Consider the following 22,114-nt stretch of genomic DNA (forward strand, 5'->3'; position numbering starts at 1 on the left):
CGTCCGCCCGCGCTCACATCGTGGCCATGGCGCTCATCAGCGTGGGCAGCACGTGGCGGCCGAAGTCGATCTCCGGCTCGTAGTGCGTGAACAGCCCGCCAATGGTCCCGAAGACGCGCGCGATCATCACGAACTCCTCGGGGATGCGCTCGACCGGGTCGGCCTCCGCGGCGGCCAGCACGCGCTTGGCCTCTTCCAGCATGTCCTCGGGGCGCCGGAAGCGCAGCGCGCCGCCGCTGGCCTGCGCGTCGCGGAACTCCTTGAGCAGCGTGTCGGCGAACACCAGCAGGGTGTCTGCACTGCCGCTGCGGGTGCGGAACCCCAGCGCCTCGAGCTGCGCCACCAGCGTGTCACGGTCCGACACCACGAAGGCCTGCACCAGCTTCAAGTACGCGCGCCGCGTGTCGGCGTCGATGGCCTTCGAGCAACCAAAGTCGAGCAGCGTGAGGCCGTGCTCGCTGTCGTAGAGCAGGTTGCCCGGGTGCGGGTCCGCCTGGAAGTGGCCGGCCACCAGGATCTGGCGGACGTACGCCTGGAGCAGCAGCCCCAGCGCCTCGGCCAGCTCGCTCTCGGCCTCCGCGTCGCCACCCAGGGCCCGCGCTCGCAGGGAGTCGAGCGCGGTGGTCATCTTGATGCCGGGCGCCATCTCGGTGGTGAGCACCCGCGCGCTCGAGTGCGAAGCCACGGGCCGCGGCGCCGAGATGCGCGCGTCGTTGGCGAAGAACTCGGCGGCGCGGGCGGTGTGCTGCAGCTCCGCGGCGTAGTCGAGCTCACCGCGGATGAGGGCGCGCACTTCACCGATGATCGTGTCGTAGTCGGTGGGCGGCAGCATGGCCTTCATGCCGTCCAGGAACATGACCAGGAGGTCCATGTCGAGCTCCACGGTGGCGTCCACGCCGGGGCGCTGCACCTTCACCGCGACCGCGCGTCCGTCGCGCAGCACGGCCCGGTGCACCTGCCCGATGCTGGCGGCGGCGAGGGGCTCGCGCTCGAACGACGCGAAGAGTTCTTCCACGGGGGCACCGAGCTCGCGCTCGACCACTGCGAGGATCTCCTCACTCGGCACGGGCGGCGCCGCGTCTTGCAGACACGCCAGGGTCTCCACCCACACGCTGGGCAGCAGGTCCGGACGCGCAGAGAGCAGCTGGCCCACCTTCAAGAACGCACCGCCCTGCTCCATGCAGAGGTCACGGAAGCGGATGGCGTTCTTGCCGTGCAGCTTCTGCAACGAGCGCTGAGCGCTGCTGCGTGTGGTGAACGCCGCGCGGGTCAGGTGCCAGCGGTAGCCCGACGCGATCTTGGTGAGCACCCAGCCACACTGCGTGGCGCGGGCGAGACGGGCGTGGAGCGAAGCGAGCTCGTCGCGGCGCTCCTGCATCGCGAGCAGGTCTTGGCGAGCGGCGGCGGCCCACTCGGCGGCGAGGCCACGGGCCTCCCAGGCGGTCTGCTCGACGACACGGAGCACGGCGTCCACCACGGTGAGCCAGGCGCGGAGTTCCTGCGCGGCTGCGGCCGAGGCCGACGGCGAAGCGAAGGGGCTGCTCGGGCGCGGCGTGCGGGAGTGGGCGTGGGCATCCGATGAGGTCTGGGTCTGCATGACAATCTCCGTGTTACAACGTGTGACACAGCTATCGTGCCACAGCGTGACACACGAGCAAGAGATTTTTGTATCACATCGGCGATTTTGTGACACGCGGTGTGACGAGACCCCGCCGGACCTCGGCTCCCAATCCCCTCCCCCTGCGGCCAGAAGATCCGATAGGCTGGAAGACCAGTGACTGACACCACGCCCGGCCGGCCCCTGATCCTCGTCGTGGACGACGACCGCGTCACGCGGGAGTTCGTTGGTGGTCTGCTGCGCGGCAACGGCTACACGGTCGAGATCGCAGAGCACGGCCAAGCCGCGGTGGACCGCCTGGCCAAGGGCGGCGTGGACCTCATCCTCCTGGACATCATCATGCCGGGCCTGTCGGGCGTGGACACCTGCCGCCTGCTCAAGACCATGACGCAAGAGGCGTTCGTGCCGGTCATGCTGGTGACCGCAAAGTCGGACCTCGACAGCCGCGTCGAGGGGCTGCGCATCGGCGCCGACGACTACGTGTGCAAGCCCTTCGACGAGCGCGAGCTGCTGGCGCGCGTGAGCAACATGCTGCGCCTGAAGCAGATGCACGACGACGTGACGCTGGCCAAGGCGCGCCTCGAGAAGCTGGCCGTGCAAGACGAGCTCACGGGGCTCTACAACTACCGCTACCTGCACACGCGCCTCAACGAAGAGTTCAAGCGCGCCGAGCGCTATCGAGACCCGCTCGCGTGCGCCATGATCGACATCGATCACTTCAAGGGCTTCAACGACAGCTTCGGGCACCACGTGGGCGACCGTGTGCTGGCCGAGGTGGCGGCGCGCCTGCGCAAGGCCGTGCGCGAGATCGACGTGGTGGCGCGCTATGGGGGCGAGGAGTTCCTGCTGGTGCTCCCGAGCACGCACTTCACTGGGGCGCTCACCGTCGCGGACCGGGTGTGGCGCAGCGTGGGTGGAGAGGCCGTCATGATCGATGGTCAGGCCTACCCCGTGACCATCTCGGTGGGCGTGGCGCTCTACCCGAGCCGCGACGTGAAGAGCAAGGACCAGCTCATCAAGGCAGCGGACCGCGCGCTCTACCAAGCCAAGGACGACGGACGCGACAGGATCTGCGTCTTTCAGCACCAGGGATACATCTACAGACCAGCCTCGCCCCCCGAGGCCTGACGAGGAGGACAGCGTTGCCCAAGGAAATGTACGACCGGGTCTTTGCCGCGAATCGCGCGTGGGTGGAGGAGATGAAGGCGGGTTCGCCGGACTACTTCGAGAAGCTCGCCAAAGACCAGACGCCGGAGTTCCTCTACATCGGGTGCTCCGACAGCCGCGTCCCGGCCAACCAGATCATGGGCCTCGAGCCCGGCGAAGTGTTCGTGCACCGCAACATCGCCAACTGCGTTCCCAACACCGACGTCAACTCGCACTCGGTCATCCAGTACGCGGTGGAGGCGCTGAAGGTGAAGCACATCATCGTGTGCGGTCACTATGGGTGCGGCGGCGTGAAGGCGGCCATGCAGCCGAAGGACCTCGGCCTGATGAACGGCTGGCTGCGCGAGATCCGCGACGTCTACCGCATCCATCGCTCCGAGCTGACGAACATCAAGGACGAAGAAGCCCGCTTCCGTCGGCTGGTGGAGCTGAACGTGCAGGAGCAGTGCATCCACGTCATCAAGACGGCCTGCGTCCAGAAGGCCTACAAAGAAGGCGGGATGCCCATCGTCCACGGTTGGGTGTTCGACCTGAAGAACGGCCTGCTGAAGGACCTGGACATCCCGTTCGAGAAGATCCTCGACGACATCCGCGAGATCTATCGTCTGGTCTGAGGCCTAGCCGGACACCTTGACCCACGGGGTGCTGCGTCGACGCTCCACGGCAGTGACGGCCAGCACGTCGGCGGCCTCGTTGAGCGGGACGCCGGCGTGGCCCTTCACGTAGTGGAGGGAGACGGTAGCGATGCGCGCCATCGCGGCCTTGCACGCGGCGACCAGCTCTTGGTTGGCCTTGGCCTTCCAGCCCTGCTGCAGCACCCCGATGGAGTAGGTGGAGTCCGTGTAGATGCGCAGCGGGCGCGACTTGTCCGGCGTCTGCTCGCACGCGCGCAACACGCCCGTGAGCTCGCCGATGTTGTTGGTGCCCTGCCCGAGGTACTCGCTGAGTTCCCAGCGCACGTCATCGTACAGAACGATGACCCCGACCCCGGCGGGCCCGGGATTGCCGCTGCAAGCACCATCGCAGTACGCCAGCACCTCGCCCGGTTGGGGCCGCATGGGGGGCGCGCCGCTGGACGCGGTAGCCCGCTTCGCTGGAGTGCGGGTGGCAGCCGCGGGCTTCTTGGCCGCCCCCGGTGCGCTGGGCGCGCTCGGGAGGAGGGCCGCGCAGTGGTCGTCGGGCAGCAGCGCCGTGTCGCCGGGGATGGCCTCGAGGTTGCGGAGCGAGGCGTGGTACGCCTTGCCGTCCCGTGGGCTGTAGCGGATCTCGACGCGGCCGCCCTCGTCGATGAAGGAGCCGTCCGCAGCACAGCGGGCCAACACGCGCTTGCCGCGCAGGTTCATGGGCCGAAAGGGCATGGGGCGCAGATAGCACGGACGGCTCGCCAAGCCCCACGGGACCCACTACCCTGCGCGCCGTGAACCTGATTGGACAACGAGCAGCGCTCGCCTCGCTCGCCGTACTCGGCATCGCGGGTGGGCTCATCTACTACACCTCGCGCGACCTGTCGCTCCCCGAGCAGACCATGGACACGGCCCCAGCGGGCACACGCGCCCTGCTGCGCATGGACGTCCCGGCCGTGCGCCGCTCCATCTTCTACCAGAAGCTGGTGGTGGAGGCGGGCCGCGACTCCGGGCACCGCGCCCTGGTGGAGCGCTGCGGGTTCGATCCGCTCGACCAGCTCGAAGACTTGGTCATCTTCGTCGCGGGCGACAGCGCCGAGCTCGAGCGCACCGGCGTCATCGGGCGCGGGCCCTTCGAGCACGAGCGCGTGGCCGAGTGCCTGCGGCAAGCCGCCGCGGAGAGCGAGTCCACCCTCGAGCGCACGGAAGTGGAAGAGCTGCCTGCGGTCAAGATCGGCCGTGGCGAGGGCGTGATGGCCTTCATCGGCCGGCGCGGGCTGGCATGGGGCCAGCGCGAGACGGTGGTCTCCGTCATTCGCGCGGTGCGCGGCGAGGGTGGCCGCGCCTCCGAGGACGAGCTGCTGAACCGCCTCTACAACACCATCGGTCGTGACCGTGAGGTGGTCATCGTCTCGCACATCCCGGAGCCGTGGATCCCCGCGCTGCGCCAGCTGGCACAGAGCCGCGGCGAGGACGTGGCCCGCATGGCCGAGCCCTTCTTCGCCACCAAGGCGATCGGCCTCGGAGCGCGCGTCAGCGTGGGGCTCGCCATCGGCGCGCTCTTCTCCATGCGTGACGCGGAGTCGGCCGAGATCCTGACGCGCACGCTGCGCGCCGAGCTGGAGACGCTCATGGCCCAGCCCATCATCAACATGAGCCCCATCGGGCCTGCCCTCCGGCGCATCAACGTGAACCAGTCCGGGGTGGACGTGAACATTGCGTTCGACCTGCAGCAAGAGCGCGTGGAGAACCTGTTCAGCTTGGCCGAGCGCTTCGGCGTGACCGGCGGCGGCCCGGGCGCCCCGCCCCCGCCGCCAGGCCCGCTCGTGGGCCCGGGTGGGACGTTCTCTCCCACATCGCCCACGCCCCCCGCGTCGCTGCCCGCGCCCTCGGCGGACCCGGCTGCGCCAAGCCCAGCCGGCGCCACCGAAGCGCCCGCGGCGCCCTGACACGCCCGAGCCGGGTGCTATCACCCTCGCCTCCATGACCACGCTCGACAAGATCGCCGAAGAAGTGCGCGCCCATGCGCAGCGTCCCGCGCTGGCTGCGCTGGCGGCCAACCTGCTGGCTCGGCTCGCGGAGTCGGAGCTGCGCCACCTGAGCTCCGAGGTGGTGGGCCAGCGCATCCGCGAGGCGGGCCTCTCGCGCGAGGACGCGAGCTTCCCCTCCGGCAACCTTTTCGAGATCCTCGAGCGTGGCCCCGAGTCCGACGTGGACCACGCGCTGGTGGCCGCGCTAGCCGTCACGCACTGGGTGGATCTCCTCGGAGCCCGGCGTGCCGAGGTCATGGACGCCTGGACGGACCGGGCGCTCTGGCTGGCCACGCACACGCGCTACCCCGTGTTTGCCTGCGTGGACCGCTTGCTGGAGAGCCACGCGGCGGACGCATACTGGGAGAAGGTGGGAGCGCGGCTGCTGCTGGCCCGCGCCGAGACGCCGGCCGACGCCGCCCGTGCCGCGGCTTGGTGCGCCGCGCTGCGGGCCTCCACGTCCACCGAGTCGAGCCGCATCCTCGCACGGGTGGGGGAGGAGGCGGCCGACAGCGCGGTGGGCTCCATGGCGGCTCCGCAGGCTTCGGGCGGCGCGGGCGCACACTCCGTGAAGGGCCGCGCGGGGCATGCTCCTCCCGGAGGCTTCCGCGGGGTGCTGCGGCTCATCAGCGGGTGGGCCTTGCTGGAGTGGCTGGTGCGCGCGCTGGCCTTCGTGGTCACGCTGCGCCGCGAGGTCACCGTGCAGCTCGGCGGCGCCGGGCTCGAGGTGTTGGCCAGCACGCGGCTGTTCGGCCGCGAGGTGCGCAGCGCGCGCGCCACGTATCCCCTCCGCAGCGTGCGGGCCGCGTCCCGCGAGGTGCGCTACCCGCGCGCTCACCTGCTGGTGGGCGCCGTGGCGTTGGGAGCCAGCCTGTTGGTGGGCGGTCTGTGGGTGGCCGAGGGCGTGCGCACCGGCGAGACCTACCTGCTCATGGCCGGCGGCGCGCTCATCGTGGGGGGTGCGCTGCTGGACCTCCTGCTGGGCGTGCTGCCTTTCGGCCGGCGTGGCCGCGTGGCGCTCCGCCTCCATGCCGACAGCGCGCGCGTCGCGCTGGTGGGTGCAGAGGAAGCCCGAGTGGATGCCTTCCTGCGCGAGCTGGAGCGGCGCCTGGTGGGCGCTGGGGAGTAGGCCATGGTGCGACGTCTGCGCGTGGGCGGCCGATCCATCTTCGCCCTGACGCTGACGCTGGTGGCCTGCATGCCGCCGCACGCACCGGTGGACGAGAGCTTTTCGTTCGGCACCACCTCCGATGGCGTTCTGGTGCGCGGCGCCTCGCTGCCCGATCGCGGCCCGGGCTTCGTGCGGGCACGGCCTGGTGAGGCCACCCGCGCGGGCACTCGGGAGCTGGTCGCCACGCTGCAGCGAGCTGCCGCCCATGTGGACGCGGCGCACCCGGGTGGTGCGCCGTTGCGGATCGGTGACCTGTCGTCGCCGCACGGCGGGCGCCACGACCGGCACGGCAGCCACCGGGCGGGACGTGACGCCGACGTCATCTTCTATGCGACCGACGCCGCCGGGACGCCCACGCGTGGGCGTGGCTGGCTGGCCTACGACCGCTTCGGCGCCGCACGCGAGCCGCTCGAGGGTGGACGCCCGGGGCGCGTGTTCTTCTTCGACGACGCCCGCAACTGGGCGTTCGTGCGCGCGCTGCTGCTGGACCCCGCCGCGCGGGTGCAGTGGCTGTTCGTATCGAGCGGGGTGAAGGCGCGCCTGCTGCGCTACGCGTCCGTGCACGAGCCGGAGCGTGAGGCGGTCTATCGCGCTCGCGAGGTGCTGCACCAGCCGAGCCGCGGGAACCCGCACGCTGACCACTTCCACGTGCGCATCGCGTGCGGGCTGCGGGAACGGGCGCTGGGGTGCCAAGACTGGGGCCCCGAGTGGCCCTGGCTGCGGCAAGGCGACGTGCACGACGCCCCTGACGCGCGCCCGGCGTGGACCGACGAGGGGCTGGTGGACGCGCTCATGGGTGTAGATGCATCTCCTGAAACGACCGACACAGAATGACACGTAGTTTTTTTGCGCACATGTGTTGATGTGTCCTACATCATCTCCTACGGCACCACACGGGGCCGGGAAGGCAGGCAGAACATGGACACCGCAATGCGCAACCTCGAGCAGATTCAAGAGAGCGAGCCGGACGACGGCTCGAGTCGTCGCCTTGGGATGCTGGCGATGGCAGCCCTGGCCACCGTGATGTTGGTCTTCGCCATGGGCACCATGCTCCAGGCGGGGGCCGAGGACCCGGCCGAGGCCGAGGACCCGCTGGCCGCTCTCGACCGCGCCGCCGGCATGCAGCTGCGCGCCGAGGACGCGCCCGAAGAAGACGTGAACGTGGACGCCCGCGCCCTGCGCTTCCACGAGACGCTCAGCGCCTCGCCGTCGTCGGCGGATGACCGCCCCGAGGTGGAGGCCGCCCTGGCCGCTGCGGCTGCCGAGCTGGACCACCCGGAGCCGCTCCCGCCCGGCATGGGCGCCGACGCCGTGATGCAGGCGCTGCCGGCTGCCGTGGCCGCGAGCCCCGACAACGGCGACCTTGCCTTGGCCATGCCGGGCGACCCGATGGTGGCGGCCGCGCTCCCCGAGGTGGCCCGCCAGCGTGAGCCCCGCGCGCGTGCGTCCATGGGAGAGGAGGGGCTCTACACGCTCCAGGTCATCAGCTACCGCACCCGCGAGGAGGCCGAGATCTTCGCCGAGGCGTTGCGCGGGCGCGGCCACCAGGCGTTCGTGACCGAGGCCGAGCTGGGCGAGCGCGGCGTGTTCTTCCGGGTGCGCATCGGACCGTTCGAGCACGCTCGCGACGCCGAGCGCTACCGCACCACGTTCGAGCAGGAAGAGCAGATGAACACCTACGTCGTGCGCCGTCGCGACGAGGTCTGACGTAACCCGAGCGCCGACCAGTCATAGTGCAGGCATGCCTGCCCCACGCACCATGCGCCCCCTCCACGTTCTCACCGTGCTGGGGGCTTCGCTCTTTCTGGGTTGCTCCGAGCCAGCCCCTCCGCGCGCCCCCACCAGCAACGGGAGCAGCGAACCGAGCGCGGACGCGGACGGCACCCGTCTGGCCGAGGATCCTCCGTCCCACCTGCGCGTGGCCATCTTGGCTGGCGGCTGCTTCTGGTGCCTGGAGGGGCCGCTCGAGCGCATCGCGGGTGTGGGCGAGGTGCTCTCGGGCTACACCGGCGGCGACGTGGAGCACGTCACCTACCGGCAGATCGGGCGCGGCAGCACCGGCCACGTCGAGGCGGTGCGGGTGGTGTACGACCCGGCACAGGTCACGTTCGCGCAGATCCTCGAAGTGTTCGTGCGCAACATCGACCCCACCCAGGACGACGGTCAGTTCTGCGACCGCGGCACGCAATACCGCTCCGCCATCTTCGTGGCCAACGCCGAGGAGCGCGTGGCCGCCGAGGCTGCGCTAGCGAGCGCGCGCGCGACGCTGGGACGCGCGGTGGTCACCGAGATCCGCGACGTGGCCCCCTTCTGGGTGGCCGAGGACTACCACCAGGACTTCTACCGCACGCATCCGGCGCACTACACACAGTACCGGACGGGCTGCGGCCGCGACGCCCGCCTCGAGCAGCTGTGGGGCAGCGCGCCACACTGAGCGTGAGGGAGCTACTGGATGGAGCGCCAGGTCACCTCGGGGCGCACCTCGAGGTGCACGTGGTTCGCGTGCGCGTCGTTGTGATGCGGCGAGACGACCACTTGGAACAGCTCGGCCTCGACCGCGCGGCACACGATCTGCCGCAGGACCGCGCTGGGACCGGGCTCGTCGGGCGGGTGCGTGCACGGCGGGGCCCCGCGCTCGCGGGAGCTCCAGTCGGTCAGCACGTCGAGACGCGTGCCGTCCTCGAACTCCACGTAGCGCAGGTCGATGGCCAGCGCGCGGGCATGACCGCTGGCGCGCGCCGTGCCCGCCACGCGGGAGTTGGGGCGGAACGTGCTCATGTGCTGGATGCGGGTGACGCCGAACTCACGCAGTACCGGGGTCCAGGCCAAGAGCGCCAGCGCCAGGCGACAGTCGAGCGCCGAGTGCAGCGGGCTGTTCCCCGAGTGCTCGAAGCGCACGCCGTTGAGCGGGCCGTCCAGCAAGAGCCCGGCGCTGCGGATGTCTGCCTGGTTCTCCCCGGCATAGGCGCGGAAGCGGGCGCCGTGCGCGCGCAGCGTGGCGCGGCAGGCGTGGTCCTCGAGGTTGGCGATCACCGACCCGGCAGGCACGTCTTGCAGCGGCGGCTCGGCCGGGAAGCGGTGCGTGACGTTGGCCTTCACGAAGGAGACCGAAGCGGGCACGACCAGGGCGAGCGCCAACACCACGACCAGCCCACTGCCACACAGCTGAGCGAGCGCGGCCGGGGCCGCCGTGGTCGGCTCGCGGCGCACGTTCAGCGCTCCCCGCTCGCGGCGCGGGCCACGCGCGGCGCCTCCACCAGGTAGTAGCGCAGCGCCTCACGCGCCATGTAGCTGGCCTTCACGCGCCACTCGGGGTGGTTCACCACCAGCGCGGCCACGGCGATGGTGGGGGCGTCCGCCGGCGCGAAGCCCACCCACCACGTGTAGCCGCGGTACGGATCGCTGCCCGTCAGCGTGCCGGTCTTGCCCGCGATGGCGATGCCCGGCAGGAACGGGTTGCCCTGCCCGTCGTAGAACGCGCTGCGCGCCGTCCCGTGCGTGACCGTGCGGCGCATCATGTCGCCGGTGCGGCGCGCGGTACGACGCGTGAGCACCGACCGGTAGATGGCGGGCTCGTGCTGATACACACGCTCGCCGCGAGCCGAGAGCACCTCGTGCACGATGGCGGCGCGCGGCATCTGCCCGTCGTTGGCGATGGTGGCGGCCAGCAGCCCGGCGTGCAGCGGCGACATGTGCGTGTGCCAGAAGCCCGCCGACGTGCGCGCGAACTCGAGGCGATCGGCCGGCACCTCCGCCGGGCTGGGCCGCACGGCGATGTCGAAGGGCACGCGCTGACCCCAGGCGAACGCGGACGCGTACCGCGTGATGGTGGCGGGGTTCAGGTGGCGGTCGGCCAGCTTCGCGAAGACGCTGTTGATGGACCCGCCCATGGCCTCGGCGAGCGTGGCACACCAGCGGTCGCGCGCGGTGTCGTCGCCGAGATCGCTGACCTCCAGGCGGTTGGCGCCGCCGTGGTAGCAAACGCGCGTGTCTTCACCGACGCCCGCGTCCAGCAGGGCTGCTCCCGTGATGATCTTGAAGACCGACGCGGTGGGCGGCGTGGGGTCCAGCACCAGGTCGCTGGCCCGCGGGTTGGCGCTGCTGTGGCTGACATAGGCCAGCACGCGGCCCGAGCTGGGCTCGATGGCCACCACGGCGCCATAGGGCACTTCATAGGACGCGAAGCGTGAGGCGATGTGCGCCTGCAGACCGGGGTGCAGCGTGAGGACCGCGCGCGCGCCGCCGTCGAGGGGCGACACCAGCCGCTCTCCGTCGAGCGCATGCACGCGAGGGTCGAAGCCATCGAGGTGAGCAGCGAGGCCGGCCGGCACGCTGTCGTCGGCGTCGTAGGCGTAGCTGTCTTCCGGAAGCTCGGTCGCTTCTACGGCAACTGGGGCGGGGGTGGCGCCAGCCGGTGGTGGACTCGCGGCCGGAGCCACGCTCGCTGCGGCGGGCGCCTGCGCAGCGGCGGTGGTGACCGCCAGGGTGCCTGCAGGCGCGCCCTCCTCGGCGGCGTGCGACGCGCTCGCGCCGCCCACGCTGACGGTCATGGCAAAGAGGCCGCCTGCGCAGAGGCACGCGGCAAGGATCTCCGCCACTCTTCGGGCCGAAAAACGCATCACCCTGGAACCTAGGGATGCCGGCGCCATACGTCAAAAAAGCGAGCGCCAGGGGCCGCTCTGCACCGTACTCACCCGCGTGGATGATACGTGGCGTGCACGTGACGCAGATGCGCGCCGGTGACGTGCGTGTAGACCTCGGTGGTGGAGATGTCCGCATGGCCCAGCATGGCCTGCACGGCGCGGAGATCGGCGCCGCCCACCAAGAGGTGCGTCGCGAAGCTGTGGCGCAGCTTGTGCGGCGAGATCTCCTTGTCGATGCCGGCCACCCGCGTGTAGGCGCGCACATATTTCCAGAAGGCCTGGCGCGTGAGCGGCGTCCCGCGCGACGTCAGGAACACATGGGACGCGGCCGCCCCCGAGCGCAGCGCCCACTGGGGGCGGACATCACGCAGATAGGTGACGAGATACTCGATGGCTACGTCGCCGAGCGGCACGATGCGGCGCTTGCTGCCCTTGCCGAACGCGTTCAGGAAGCGCCCCTCGAGGTGCATGTCACCCAGCTGGAGGCGCACCAGCTCGGACACGCGCAAGCCCGCCGCGTACATGGTGTGCAACATGGCCCGGTCGCGCACGGCGTTGGGCTTGTTCCCACGGGGCGCGGCCAAGAGCCGTAGTACTTCGTCTTCCGTCATCACCACGGGCAACCGCTTGGCGAGCCGCGGGCCCTCCATCTGCTGGGTGGGGTCCCGGCGCACCTCGCGCTCGCGCAGCAGGTACTTGAAGAAGCCGCGCAGCGCGCTCAGCACCCGCGCCTGGGAGCGGGCGGCCAGGCCCTCTTTGCCCACGTGGGCCAGGTAGCGGGCCATGTCGCCCTCCCCCGCGTCTTCGATCGCCACGCCGCGGTCTTCGAGCCAGGCCGCGAAGCGGGCCAGGTCGCTGGCATAGGCGCTCAGCGTGTTCTTCGCGAGCCCCCGCTCCACCTTCAAGTGGGCCAGGTACGAGTCGAACAGCTGGTCGTCGGCGGACACCGTTGCAGTCTCGCGCCCCACGCCGGCGGCGGCAATTTTCTCGGGGTCCCGGGTGAGCAGCGGCGCGCGTGCATCCGAGTGGTAGGCTCGCGGCCAAATGAGCGTGAATTTCCTCCACTACGCGTGGCCCGTCTCGCCCTACTCGGCCAAGACGCGCGCGTACCTGACCTTCAAGCGCATCCCCTTCGTGGAGGTCGCACCCAGCGCCATCACGCTGTTCGGCGACATCCGCAAGGCCGTCGGGGCCGCCGTCATGCCCACGGTGGTCACGCCGGAGGGGCAGTGGATGCAGGACAGCACGGAGATCATCGACGCGCTCGAGACGCGCTTCCCACGGGCGCCGGTGACCCCGAGACGCCCAAGCAGCGCATCGCCGCGCTCCTATTGGAGCTGCACGCCGACGAGTGGCTGCCGAGCGTGGCCCTGCACTACCGCTGGAACCGGCACGAGAACCGCGACTTCGCGCTGCGCGAGTTTGGTCGCTGCGCGTTTCCGCGGCTGCCCGCCGCGCTCCAGACGCTGGCCGTGCGTCCGGTGGCCAACAAGATGGCGGGCTACCGCGCGGTGGTGGGCGTGACGCACGACACCATCCCGGGCGTGGAGCGCTTCACCGAGCAGCTCATCGCGCAGCTCGAGGCGCACTTCCGCGCGCATCCGTTCCTGTTCGGCACTCGGCCGTCCATCGCCGACTTTGCGCTGTACGGTCCGCTTTGGGCCCACCTCTACCGCGACCCGGCGTCCACCTATCTGTTCCGTGACGCGCCGCACGTGGTGCTGTGGTTCGAGCGCTTGATGAGCCCGCTGGGCCGTGACGGCGCGTTCCTGGCGGACGACGTGGTGCCACCCACGCTCGAGCCGGTGCTAGCCACGTTCTTCGCCGAGCAGATGCCCTTCGTGATGGCGCTGATGGACGCCATCGACACGTGGTGTGCCGCTCACCCCGGCGCCACGCGTGTGCCCCGCAGCCTGGGGGAGCACCCGTTCGTCATCGGAGGCGCGGAGGGCACGCGCCGGCTGCTGACCTACACCCAGTGGATGGCGCAGCGGCCCATGGGCGCCTATGCGGCGCTCTCGCGTACGCCGCGCAGCGAGGTGGATGAGTGGCTGCGCCGGCTCGGCGGCGAGGACGCGGTCCGTGCCCTCGGGCGGCCGGTGCGGCACCCGTTCGAGCGCAGGTCGTTCCAGATGCAGCTCGCCTCCGCGTAGTATCCGGCAGCTCATGTCGACCCGCCTGCCCTCGCTCCTGCTCCGCCTCGGCCTGCTGCTGGCCTGCTCCACGCCCGTGGTGGCCAGCGCCGATGCATGCGACGAGGGCAACCTGCTGCGAGGTCACCCCGTGCTGAGGAGCGGCCACGTGGTGGGCGACCCGCTCGCGGCCACGGACGGCTGGCTCCTGCCCGACGGCCGCGGGCCCACGCGGTCCGACAGCGTGCGGCTCGGCCCGGGCGCCCGGCTGCGCGTGGAGCTGGGGAACGCAGCGTCGGTCGTGGCGGTCTACGTGCAGGGTGATGCCCGCGCCACGCTCCTGGTGGAGGCCGCCGGCGCGGACGGACGCTTCACCCCGCTCTTCACCGCGGCCCCCGTGGAAGGCGGCGGCGAGCGCGGGCGCGGCGCGCTGCTCCCGGAGCGCACGTTGCAGTCCCTGCGCGTGACCAACACCACCAACGCCGAGGTGTCGCTGAGCGAGGTGGGCATCTACGCCTGCGAGCGCGCGCTCGCGGACGCCGCACGCTGGACCCGCGCCACGCCCGACCTCGACACAGCGCGGGCTCGCACCCAGCGTGTCGGCTGGGCCAAGGTCGCGTTCGGGCTGCTCGCGCTCCTGCTCCTGCTGGGGGTGGCCCCGGGGCTCTCGCCGCGTCGTGCCCAGGCGCTCCACCTCGCGCTGTGCCTCGCGGCGTGCGGGGCATGGCTCGACTTCGGCACCTTCGCGGCCAACCCACGCGGCCCGCTGCACCTGTGGGACTCGGTGCACTACTTTCTCGGCTCGAAGTACGTCCGCGAGGTGGGCTTCACCAAGCTCTACGACTGCATGGGCGCGAGCGCCGAGCGGCGCGGGCGGGCCGAGATCTTCGAGCGCGGCGTCATGCGACGGCTCGAGGACAACGTCCGCGTGCCGGGCAGCGCGATTCGGCGAGAGGCGGCGCGCTGCACCACGTTCACAGAGGCACGCGCCCGCGAGCTCGACGCGGACCTCACCGCGCTGGGCCAACTGGGGCTGCCCTTCGGGATGCCCATCGAGGCGTTCGCCAACGACCGGGGATACATGGCCACGCCGTTTGGCGCTGCCCTGCACCACGCGGTGACTGCAGGAACGGCACCCAGTCACGGGTTCTTTCTGACCTTCGCGCTCATCGACGGCCTCTGCCTGATCCTCGCCGTGGTGGTGCTCGGGCTCGGCCTCGGGTTGCGTCCCGCGACCTTCGTGGCCGTGGCCCTCGCTGTGGGCGCGCCGTGGGACTACTACTGGCTGGGCGGCGCCTTCGATCGCCACACGTGGCTGCTGCTGTTCGCGGGCGCCATGGTGACCATCCACCGCGGCCACGCCAAGACTGCGGGCGTGCTACTCGCCACGCTGGTCTTGCACCGCGCGTTCCCAGCGGGCTTCGCCCTCGGAGCGCTGCTGTTCGCGTGGCTGCCGCGCCCCGACAACGCTTCGGGGGGCCCACCCGCTGGCCCGCGCATGCTGGCTGCGTTCACCGTCACGCTCCTCTCGGGGATCGCCCTCGGGGCCTTGGTCGCGGGTCCCGCCGCGTGGCTCGAGTTCGCAGACCGCCTGAGGGTGCACGTCCACACGCCTGTGGCCAATGAGTTGGGCCTCGGTGCCGGCCTCCGGCTGATGGGGGGAGACCTCGATACCGTGTTTGATCCAGGTCAATTGGACGGGCTCTTACCGTGGCAGCAAGCGGTGCACATGCTCGACCACGCCAGGGCACCCCTGCGTTGGCTGGGAGCACTCGCCGCGCTGCTGCTCCTAGTGCGGGCCGCGAGGCTGCGGCGCCCCGCGCTCGAGGGGGCCTTCGCCGGGGCACTCCTGCTCCTGTGTGTGTCCAATATCGCCAGCTATTACGGGGGCTTCATCGTGTTGGTGGCCGCGCTGCCGGGCCTCTCTTGCAAGGGGCGCTCGCTGGTGGTGGCCGCGGCGCTCGGCACCCAGGTGTTCGCCCTGCTCCCGGGGCTGGGCGCGCTCGACGTCTACGCGCTCACCTCATTGGCGCTGCTGAGCGCGTTGGCACTACCCCAAGTACGGACCTTGACGCTCGCCCAGCCAGGGAGTATTCCGGCCGACAAGGGTTCGAGTTGAGTACGGAGGATGAATCAAATGCGTAAGACCATTGTACTGTTCGCGGGGTTGTCGATGCTGGTGGCCGGTTGCGGAGACGGCGACGTCACCATCATTCCCGACCTGGGTGACGACATGGACAGCAGCATGTCCAACGTCGCGCAGACCAACGTCGCGCAGACCAACGTCGCGCAGACCAACGTCGCGCAGACCAACGTCGCGCAGACCAACGTCGCCGAGACGAACGTGGCCCTCACCAACGTGGCCCTCACCAACGTGGCCCTCACCAACGTGCCGCTCACGAACATCGCCCTGACGAACATCGCGCAGACCAACGTCGCGCTCACCAACCTCGTCTTGACGAACATCGCGCAGACCAACGCCGCGCTCACCAACATCGCGCTCACCAACATCGCCGGCAACAACCTCGCGATCACCAACATCGCGCTCACCAACATCGCCGGCAACAACCTCGCGCTCACCAACATCGCCGGCAACAACCTCGCGATCACCAACATCGCCGGCAACAACCTCGCGCTCAACAACATTGCGATCAGCAACATCGGGGGCAACAACCTCGCGATCAGCAACATCGGGGGCAACAACCTCGCGATCAGCAACATCGGGGGCAACAACCTCGCGATCAGCAACATCGGGGGCAACAACCTCGCGATCAGCAACCTCTCGCTCTCGAACTTCCCGTGACATCCCTGGGGCGGCCAGTTCCCTGCCGCCCCGCGTTCGTTCCAGCAACACGCCGTGATCTCGCAAGGGGTCACGGCGTTCGCGCATTCTCCGTCCCATGCCACGCACTCTCGCAACGCCGTCGCTCCTGCTCCTAGCCGTGTCCGGCGCCGTGTGCCTGCTCGGCACACCGGTCCGTGCGCAGCGCTGTCCAGAGGGCAACGTCCTCGCCGACGCGCGCATCGTGGCGCCGACCCCGGGCTCGCCCGCAGAGGTGCTCCACGACGGCCGAGGCTACCCGGAGGGGACGGCCTGGAACGCCCACGAGACGCTCCAGCGCCGAGGGACCGGTCCGATCGTGGTCTTCGACTTGGGGGAGAACACCCGCATCCGCTCCGCCGTGCTGCAGGGAGACTCCAACGACACGTTCGCGCTCTCCACGTCGCTCGACGGCGAGCGATTCGAGGGCGTGTGGGCCGCACCGCCCGTCTTGGATCCCCCCTTCGGGCTGCGGGTTCGGGCCTCCGCGCCGTTCGATGTCGTGACGCGCTTCGTGCGCATCGACACCCTGGCCGGTGATGGCTTGTCGAGCCTCAGCGAGGTGCAGGTCTTCTGCGCAGAGTCGCCGCCCTCGCACACGCCGTTCAGCGTGGTCACGGCCTACCGCACGGACCCGCGCGCGGTGTACTACCGCACAGCCATCACCACCAAGGCGGCGGCGGCGCTGCTGGCCATCTTCCTGCTGGCGCTGCTGCGCCGCTACCCCAGCAAGCGGGTGCAGCGCGCCGCCTTTGCCGTGGCGCTCGTCTGGTCGGCGTTCGCCTTCACCGACCTCGGCTACGTCCAAGGAGGGGGCCGGACCGTTCATCCCACGGACTCGTTCCACTACTTCATGGGGCCCAAGTACTTCCCCGAGCTGGGCTATTTCGACCTCTACGAGTGTCTGGCCAAGGCCGAGCGCGAGAACGGCCACGGCGACGCGCTGAGCGGCTACTACATCCGCAACCTGCGAAGCAACCAGCTACGGCCGTTGAACCCCGATGGGTCGGGCCTGGCCTGCCCAGACACCTTCACGGACGCGCGCTGGGACGAGTTCAAGCGCGACCTCGAACTCTACCGCCCGTTCTTCCCGCCCAACATCCCCACGCAGCGCATGCTGGCGGACCACGGCTACAACGGCACGCCGATCACGACCACGTTCCACCGGCTGTTCGTGAGCTCGCTGAGCGCCACGCCCACGCATGTGCAGGCGATGACCATGCTGGACGCGCTGAGCAACCTGCTGGCCGCGCTGCTCATCGGGCTGTCGCTGGGTCCCACGGCGGGCATCCTCGCTGCGCTCACCATCAGCTCGGGCGAGCCCTGGGGCTACCAGTGGGTGGGTGGCTCCATCGGGCGCGCCAACTTCGTGCTCTGGCTGGGCGTAGGCATCGCGCTGGCCGCGCGCCGGAAGGAGGCGTGGTCCGCGGCGGCGCTCACCATGGCCGCGCTCTTCCGCCTCTTCCCGGCGGTGTTCGTGGGCGCCGTGGGCCTGCGCGCGCTCATGGCCGTCGTGCAGAAGCGGCGCCTCGAGCCCACCGAGCGCAACGTGGTGCTGGCCGCGTTCGGGACCCTGGCGGTGGGCGTGCTGGTGGCGGGCGCCACCGTGGGCTTCGACGCGTTCGGCGACTGGTACCTGGTCATGAAGCGGCACGCCGTGAACCCACCGGGCAACCACTTGGGCCTGCCGCTCGTCCTCCACTACCAGCCGGGCGTGGACTCTGGCTCGCTGCTGGATGCACGGCTCAGCAACCCCCTCGAGGTCTGGGAGCTGCGTCTCGAGGAGATCCGCTTCGAGCGCCTCTCGCTCCACGTGCTCGGCGTGTTGTTCGCGTTCGGCGTGTTGATCACCGCCATCCGCCGGGGCGCCACGCAGGTGGAGACCATCGGCTTCGGCGCCATCGTGCTGTACTCGCTGCTGGCCATCACCAACTACGACGGGGTGTGGCTCATCGCGCTGGTGCCTCTGGTGCACCGCTCGCCTGCGCGCATCGCGGCGCTGCTCGGGTTCCTGGCGTCCACGCAGCTCCTCGCGCTCGTGTTCGGTGCGCTCGAGCCGCGGTGCCTGGCTCAGTCGGTCCTGCTCTACGCGCTCATCGTCTACGTCAGCCTGGGCGCGCTGCGCGAGATCGGGGCGCGGGGTGCCGACCCAGCCGGAATCGCCACAGCGACCTAGCGCCCCCTCGAGCACGTCGACGCACGCACCCACGCACTGCTAGAGTCCGCCACCCTCAGACTGGGACAGCAGACATGTCACACGGCTCCAAGAAGGTGATCCTCCTCGCGCTCGGCGCGAACTTCGGCATCGCGGTCGCGAAATTCGTCGCGTTCGTCCTGACGCAGTCGTCCTCCATGCTGGCCGAGTCCATCCACTCGGTGGCCGACACGGGCAACCAGCTGCTCCTGCTGCTGGGGATGAACAAGGCCTCGCGCGCGCCCGACGAGGACCACCCGTTCGGCTACAAGATGGAGAGCTACTTCTGGAGCTTCATCGTGGCGCTCATGCTCTTCAGCTTGGGCGGGCTGTTCGCCATCTACGAGGCGTTCCACAAGCTGCACGAGCTGCACGCCGCGCTGGCCGCCGGGGAGACGCCCACCATGCGCAACCCCAGCGTGGCCATCGGCGTGCTCCTGGTCAGCATCGCGCTCGAGGGCTACTCCTGGTTCGCCGCCACGCGCGAGGTGAACCGCACGCGCGGCAACAAGACGATGATGCAGTTCATCAAGCGCTCGAAGTCCACCGAGATCATCGTGATCTGGATGGAAGACACAGGCGCGCTGGTGGGCCTCCTGCTGGCTCTCGGCGGCGTGGGTCTCACGCTGGCCACCGGCAACCCCTACTGGGACGTGTACGCCACCTTCGCCATCGGTGGCCTGCTGGTCGTCATCGCGTTCATGGTCAGCCGCGAGACCAAGTCCCTCTTGATCGGCGAGTCGGCCGACAAGGAAGACCTCAAGGAGATCGCCAAGCTGGTGGACGAGACGCCCGGCGTGGTCAGCCTCATGAACATGCGCTCCATGCAGCTGGGCGACGACGAGTTCATGGTGACGCTGAAGATCCAGTGGGAGGGCGACCTCCTGATCAGCGACGTGGCCGGGCGCACCAACGAGCTCGAGGACCGCATCCGCGCCCAGAGCCCCTGGGCGCGATACATCATCGTGGAGCCCGACGTGTTCGACCCGGTGAAGGCGGCCACCCAGCGCGTGTGAAGCGGAGGCCCACTGGGCTCAGAAGTACTGCTCGAAGGTGAGCACCGTGGTGACCGGCACGATGCGGCCGAACTGCGGCGCCTCGATGAGCGGCACGCCCAGGTCCAGGCTCAGCAGCGACGGCTGGATGCCGCCGTACTCGAAGTGCAGCCGCAGACCCACGCCCACCTCGGCGGCTGGGGCCAGGTCGCGTCCGTCGTCGGACCTCACGATCACGCCCGCGCCCGTGAAGAGCGCCAGCTGCACCTCGCGCAGGTAGAACAGGTGGAACAGGTTGATGTGCAGGTCGGCCAGGGCCGTCACGCGGTACTCGGCCACGGCCATGAGCCGCCCGAGGCCCAGCAGTTCGGTGTACTCGTAGGCGCGCAGCAGCCCCGGGCCGCCGATGCCCTGCTGCTGGCCCTCGAGGGTGGTGCCGATGACCCCCGCCACGTCGGCCGCGAACACGAAGGCGTGCCGCCAGCTGGGGCTGCGCGTGACGTTGCCGCGCAGCACGAACGACACGGCCGCACCCGAGGTGCCCTCGTCGCCGTGGGCCCAGGCCAGCCGCACGCCCGCGCTGATGGCCTGCCCGTGGCGCGGGTCCAGGTAGTAGCGCTTGTCATTGTAGGACACCCCGCCGAACACGCTGTAGCGCGTGCCGTCTTCGCCTCCCGCGCGCAGCGCCAGCACACGCTCCACCGCCACGCCCGCCGAGCCGGAAGCCACGCGGTGGTTCATGTCGCGGGTGCGCCCGAAGCTGCGCACGTAGCGTAGCGAGCCGCCGAAGGAGCGCGGATAGAGCGTGAGGTCCACCACAGCGCTGTTCTCGAGGTCGAACTTGCGGAAGATGCCGAAGCTGACCGCCACGCCGAACCCGCCTGCGTACGAAGGCTCGAAGCGCTGCAAGATGGGCGGCCGCAGCGGCAGCCGGTTGGTGTTGTCGCGGGTGGGATGTCCGCCAGCCACCGTGGGGCTCTCGGGGCGCCGGCCGAGCGGGTCGATCCACACCGAGCGCAGTGGCGCCGGGGTCTCGAGCTCCACGAAGCCGCGCTCGTCCTCGCCGCCCCAGACGCCCTCGGCCACGTTTCCGCGGCGGTCGCTCACGCGCACGGGAACGCTCTCGGGCCGCGTCGCGCCGCGCCGCACGACCTCCACGCGATGCACGAAGGCAGCACCGCGGCGGGTGCTGTGGATCTCGCCCAGGTGATAGTTCACCGGGAGCCGCGGGTTGGCGAGCTGCTGTTCCAGCACGGGCTCGGCCACGCCGGCGTTCGCGAACAGCTCGCGCGCGGGCACCTCCCCGCGCAGCAGCCCCAGCCCCAAGGCGGCGAGCGCGTCACCCTCGCGGAGCGCGTCACGCGTGTACTCCAGCAGCAGCCGGCCACGCGAGTGCACGCGGCGCGCCTGCACGGGGTCGTCACGGAAGAGGTCGGGCTCGGCCACGCGTCCGAAGTAGACGTCCACGAAGGCCACCTGCGGCGCGTAGAGCAGCTGGTCCACGGCGGGGTTGAAGGCCACCACGCTCAGCAGCTCTTGCGGGGTGCTCAGCTCCACCTCGCGGCGCCGCGCGTCGAGATCGGTGAGCCACACCGCGCGCAGATCGGCCGTCCAGCCGGCATCCGCCGGGCCATCCACGCGCCGCGCTTGGGCACTCACGCTCTCGCGCAGGAAGGCGCGCTTCACCGCACGCTCCTGGAACTCGAGGATGGCCTCGATGGGCAGCACCTCGAACGCGCGGTCCGACACCAACACCACGCCCGGCGCGTTGCCCGCGAGCTCCGTGCGCGACGGCACCAGCAGCACGCCAGCTGGCGGCTGCACCCCCACGGCGCCCGAGAGCGCCAGCGTCTCGAGCGCGTCCACCACCGAGCGTCGTAGCGGTCCCAGGCGGTCCGGCCGAGCGAGGTCGCGCAACGCGTCGAGACCCTGCGCGTCCTCACCGGGAGCGCGGTACCAGGGGCGCGCGGAGTACAGCGTCACGCGCACGCCGCGGTGCTCCACCTCCTCGGCGTGCAGCCGTGGCGCCCCGAAGACCGGCGCGTAGGGCCCGTGCGTCACGCTCACCCCGTCCACCAGGCGCTGCCCGGCCACGAGCCACTCGCGCTGCCCGCCGGCCTCGATGCGCACGCGGTGCTCGGCCTGGTGCTGCCAGCCCTGGCCGTCGCGCCCCGTGACCACCAACGGATACCAGGGGGCCAGCATGCTGAAGCGCGCGCCCACGCGGCCCAGCCGACCAAAGCGCTCGGGCACGTCCACGGCAAAGTGCCCCGTCAGGACCACGCGCAGCGACCCAGGCGGGATGGGCACGCGCAGATCCACCCCAGCGGCGTCCGGCTCGCGGTCGTCGCCGGGTGCGTGGGGGATGAGCACGGCCTCCACCGGCACGCCGTTCACGTGCAGGTGCTCGAGCCATGCCCCGCCCAGATCCGGCCGCCGCGGGTAGATCCAGCGGGCGCTCTGCTCGTCCATGGCGCTCGGGGTGTGCTCCAGCTTTCCGGCCAGCACCCAGAGGCGCAGCTCGATCTCCCCGGGCTCCACGTCCACCACCACGCGAAACGCCCCGCGCACCTGCCCAGTGGCGGGGTCGATGTGCGCGTTCACGTCATAGATGCGCGGGGTTGCGGCCGTTGCCCGGCCCACCAGCGGCCCCAGCAGGCCGATGACGGCGAGCTGCAGCAGGGACACAAAAAGCCCCAAGCGGGCGCTAGGCTTTGGGG

19 protein-coding genes are annotated in these 22,114 nt (G+C 70.6%); 13 read left to right on the top strand and 6 right to left on the bottom strand.

The window, feature by feature from the left end:
• Nucleotides 1-13: 13 nt before the first annotated feature.
• On the bottom strand, nucleotides 14-1,597 hold the full coding sequence (locus IPI43_00430) for an AarF/ABC1/UbiB kinase family protein (GenBank protein MBK7772595.1): 1,584 nt from the start codon (nucleotides 1,595-1,597) through the stop codon (nucleotides 14-16).
• A gap of 177 nt (nucleotides 1,598-1,774) precedes the next feature.
• Here IPI43_00430 and IPI43_00435 point away from each other — a divergent pair, with 177 nt between their 5' ends.
• Nucleotides 1,775-2,746, top strand: a complete 972-nt coding sequence (locus IPI43_00435) for a diguanylate cyclase (GenBank protein MBK7772596.1) — start codon at nucleotides 1,775-1,777, stop codon at nucleotides 2,744-2,746.
• 26 nt (nucleotides 2,747-2,772) lie between these two features.
• Nucleotides 2,773-3,399, top strand: coding sequence for a carbonic anhydrase (locus IPI43_00440; GenBank protein MBK7772597.1), 627 nt, complete (start codon nucleotides 2,773-2,775; stop codon nucleotides 3,397-3,399).
• A gap of 3 nt (nucleotides 3,400-3,402) precedes the next feature.
• Here IPI43_00440 and IPI43_00445 read toward each other — a convergent pair whose 3' ends face one another.
• On the bottom strand, nucleotides 3,403-4,143 hold the full coding sequence (locus IPI43_00445; protein MBK7772598.1) for a ribonuclease HI: 741 nt from the start codon (nucleotides 4,141-4,143) through the stop codon (nucleotides 3,403-3,405).
• A gap of 59 nt (nucleotides 4,144-4,202) precedes the next feature.
• Here IPI43_00445 and IPI43_00450 point away from each other — a divergent pair, with 59 nt between their 5' ends.
• The 5 genes from IPI43_00450 (at nucleotide 4,203) to msrA (ending at nucleotide 9,043) form a co-directional block, all read left to right on the top strand.
• Nucleotides 4,203-5,357: a hypothetical protein gene (locus IPI43_00450; protein MBK7772599.1), complete on the top strand. Its 1,155-nt coding sequence runs from the start codon at nucleotides 4,203-4,205 to the stop codon at nucleotides 5,355-5,357.
• Between the two features lie 34 nt (nucleotides 5,358-5,391).
• Nucleotides 5,392-6,567, top strand: a complete 1,176-nt coding sequence (locus IPI43_00455; protein ID MBK7772600.1) for a hypothetical protein — start codon at nucleotides 5,392-5,394, stop codon at nucleotides 6,565-6,567.
• Nucleotides 6,568-6,570: 3 nt separating this feature from the next.
• Nucleotides 6,571-7,443: a penicillin-insensitive murein endopeptidase gene (locus tag IPI43_00460; GenBank protein MBK7772601.1), complete on the top strand. Its 873-nt coding sequence runs from the start codon at nucleotides 6,571-6,573 to the stop codon at nucleotides 7,441-7,443.
• Nucleotides 7,444-7,527: 84 nt separating this feature from the next.
• Nucleotides 7,528-8,316: an SPOR domain-containing protein gene (locus tag IPI43_00465; GenBank protein MBK7772602.1), complete on the top strand. Its 789-nt coding sequence runs from the start codon at nucleotides 7,528-7,530 to the stop codon at nucleotides 8,314-8,316.
• 34 nt (nucleotides 8,317-8,350) lie between these two features.
• Nucleotides 8,351-9,043, top strand: coding sequence for a peptide-methionine (S)-S-oxide reductase MsrA (gene msrA / locus IPI43_00470; protein MBK7772603.1), 693 nt, complete (start codon nucleotides 8,351-8,353; stop codon nucleotides 9,041-9,043).
• A gap of 11 nt (nucleotides 9,044-9,054) precedes the next feature.
• On the opposite strand, the gene IPI43_00475 is transcribed toward msrA, so the two are convergent.
• The 3 genes from IPI43_00475 to xerD all read right to left on the bottom strand — a co-directional run bounded on the left by IPI43_00475 (nucleotide 9,055) and on the right by xerD (nucleotide 12,181).
• Nucleotides 9,055-9,819, bottom strand: coding sequence for an extensin family protein (locus tag IPI43_00475; protein MBK7772604.1), 765 nt, complete (start codon nucleotides 9,817-9,819; stop codon nucleotides 9,055-9,057).
• Nucleotides 9,820-9,821: 2 nt separating this feature from the next.
• On the bottom strand, nucleotides 9,822-11,228 hold the full coding sequence (locus IPI43_00480) for a penicillin-binding protein (GenBank protein MBK7772605.1): 1,407 nt from the start codon (nucleotides 11,226-11,228) through the stop codon (nucleotides 9,822-9,824).
• A gap of 71 nt (nucleotides 11,229-11,299) precedes the next feature.
• The gene (gene xerD, locus IPI43_00485) at nucleotides 11,300-12,181 is read right to left on the bottom strand and encodes a site-specific tyrosine recombinase XerD (GenBank protein MBK7772606.1); all 882 of its coding nucleotides are present in this window, start codon (nucleotides 12,179-12,181) and stop codon (nucleotides 11,300-11,302) included.
• A gap of 115 nt (nucleotides 12,182-12,296) precedes the next feature.
• Here xerD and IPI43_00490 point away from each other — a divergent pair, with 115 nt between their 5' ends.
• The 6 genes from IPI43_00490 to IPI43_00515 all read left to right on the top strand — a co-directional run bounded on the left by IPI43_00490 (nucleotide 12,297) and on the right by IPI43_00515 (nucleotide 19,415).
• The gene (locus tag IPI43_00490; protein ID MBK7772607.1) at nucleotides 12,297-12,776 is read left to right on the top strand and encodes a glutathione S-transferase N-terminal domain-containing protein; all 480 of its coding nucleotides are present in this window, start codon (nucleotides 12,297-12,299) and stop codon (nucleotides 12,774-12,776) included.
• A complete protein-coding gene (locus IPI43_00495; GenBank protein MBK7772608.1) occupies nucleotides 12,734-13,405 on the top strand; it encodes a glutathione S-transferase C-terminal domain-containing protein in 672 nt (223 codons plus the stop codon). Before IPI43_00490 ends, IPI43_00495 begins: the two co-directional genes overlap by 43 nt.
• 13 nt (nucleotides 13,406-13,418) lie before the next feature.
• A complete protein-coding gene (locus tag IPI43_00500; protein MBK7772609.1) occupies nucleotides 13,419-15,503 on the top strand; it encodes a hypothetical protein in 2,085 nt (694 codons plus the stop codon).
• Between the two features lie 18 nt (nucleotides 15,504-15,521).
• Nucleotides 15,522-16,187 carry a hypothetical protein gene (locus IPI43_00505; protein MBK7772610.1) on the top strand — a complete coding sequence of 222 codons (666 nt, stop codon included), beginning with the start codon at nucleotides 15,522-15,524 and terminating at the stop codon, nucleotides 16,185-16,187.
• A gap of 97 nt (nucleotides 16,188-16,284) precedes the next feature.
• Nucleotides 16,285-18,381: a hypothetical protein gene (locus tag IPI43_00510; GenBank protein ID MBK7772611.1), complete on the top strand. Its 2,097-nt coding sequence runs from the start codon at nucleotides 16,285-16,287 to the stop codon at nucleotides 18,379-18,381.
• A gap of 74 nt (nucleotides 18,382-18,455) precedes the next feature.
• Nucleotides 18,456-19,415: a cation diffusion facilitator family transporter gene (locus tag IPI43_00515; protein MBK7772612.1), complete on the top strand. Its 960-nt coding sequence runs from the start codon at nucleotides 18,456-18,458 to the stop codon at nucleotides 19,413-19,415.
• Nucleotides 19,416-19,433: 18 nt separating this feature from the next.
• On the opposite strand, the gene IPI43_00520 is transcribed toward IPI43_00515, so the two are convergent.
• A complete protein-coding gene (locus tag IPI43_00520) occupies nucleotides 19,434-22,082 on the bottom strand; it encodes a hypothetical protein (GenBank protein ID MBK7772613.1) in 2,649 nt (882 codons plus the stop codon).
• Nucleotides 22,083-22,114 lie beyond the last annotated feature (32 nt).

This window comes from Sandaracinaceae bacterium (assembly GCA_016706685.1).
GTDB lineage: Bacteria > Myxococcota_A > Polyangia > Polyangiales > Houyiibacteriaceae > JADJJE01.

Excerpts from the sequence above, each read along its gene's own strand:
- IPI43_00445 (MBK7772598.1), bottom strand. The coding sequence starts at position 4,143 with ATGCCCTTTCGGCCCATGAACCTGCGCGGCAAGCGCGTGTTGGCCCGC.
- IPI43_00460 (MBK7772601.1), top strand. The coding sequence starts at position 6,571 with ATGGTGCGACGTCTGCGCGTGGGCGGCCGATCCATCTTCGCCCTGACG.
- IPI43_00500 (MBK7772609.1), top strand. The coding sequence starts at position 13,419 with ATGTCGACCCGCCTGCCCTCGCTCCTGCTCCGCCTCGGCCTGCTGCTG.
- IPI43_00490 (MBK7772607.1), top strand. The coding sequence starts at position 12,297 with ATGAGCGTGAATTTCCTCCACTACGCGTGGCCCGTCTCGCCCTACTCG.
- IPI43_00510 (MBK7772611.1), top strand. The coding sequence starts at position 16,285 with ATGCCACGCACTCTCGCAACGCCGTCGCTCCTGCTCCTAGCCGTGTCC.
- IPI43_00455 (MBK7772600.1), top strand. The coding sequence starts at position 5,392 with ATGACCACGCTCGACAAGATCGCCGAAGAAGTGCGCGCCCATGCGCAG.
- IPI43_00505 (MBK7772610.1), top strand. The coding sequence starts at position 15,522 with ATGCGTAAGACCATTGTACTGTTCGCGGGGTTGTCGATGCTGGTGGCC.
- IPI43_00440 (MBK7772597.1), top strand. The coding sequence starts at position 2,773 with ATGTACGACCGGGTCTTTGCCGCGAATCGCGCGTGGGTGGAGGAGATG.
- IPI43_00515 (MBK7772612.1), top strand. The coding sequence starts at position 18,456 with ATGTCACACGGCTCCAAGAAGGTGATCCTCCTCGCGCTCGGCGCGAAC.
- msrA (MBK7772603.1), top strand. The coding sequence starts at position 8,351 with ATGCCTGCCCCACGCACCATGCGCCCCCTCCACGTTCTCACCGTGCTG.
- IPI43_00465 (MBK7772602.1), top strand. The coding sequence starts at position 7,528 with ATGGACACCGCAATGCGCAACCTCGAGCAGATTCAAGAGAGCGAGCCG.
- IPI43_00480 (MBK7772605.1), bottom strand. The coding sequence starts at position 11,228 with ATGCGTTTTTCGGCCCGAAGAGTGGCGGAGATCCTTGCCGCGTGCCTC.
- IPI43_00430 (MBK7772595.1), bottom strand. The coding sequence starts at position 1,597 with ATGCAGACCCAGACCTCATCGGATGCCCACGCCCACTCCCGCACGCCG.